Annotated in this window: 1 protein-coding gene; it reads right to left on the bottom strand. The window is 46.9% G+C overall.

All coding sequences use genetic code 11. The features are described 5' to 3' along the window. On the bottom strand, nucleotides 1-452 hold a 452-nt coding region (locus tag A3738_RS15735), incomplete at both ends, for a S41 family peptidase (protein WP_156504293.1).

The following is a 452-nucleotide window of genomic DNA, read 5'->3' as shown; positions in this document are numbered from 1 at the left end:
CAAGTAGCCATATTTTTCATCAAGAATGAGAGAACGAACACTTGGCGTCTTGATTTCAGCGCGCGTTAGCGTCATTTCGATAGGCTCTCGCGTGCCCGAACGTACTAATTTAATTTTGATTTTTGTGCCGACTTCGCCACGCATCTTTTCAACAGCTTGGCTGAGGCTCATGCCTTTGACTGGCTTGTCGTCTAGTTCAATGATCAAGTCGCCAGCTTCAATTCCACCAAGATGAGCAGGTGTTTCGTCGATGGGAGCGATAACTTTGACGAAGCCATTCTCCATACCTACTTCAATTCCTAATCCACCAAAAGAGCCAGAAGTGTTTTGCTTCAGGTCGTCGTATGCGACAGGCTCTAGATAAGAAGAGTGTGGGTCTAGACCGTTTAGCATTCCCCGAATGGCGTGCTTGATGAGCGTCTGGTCATCAATTTCCTCGACATAAGCAGCTT

Source organism: Oleiphilus sp. HI0066, assembly GCF_001635725.1.
This window is presented reverse-complemented; position numbering and strand designations above follow the sequence as displayed.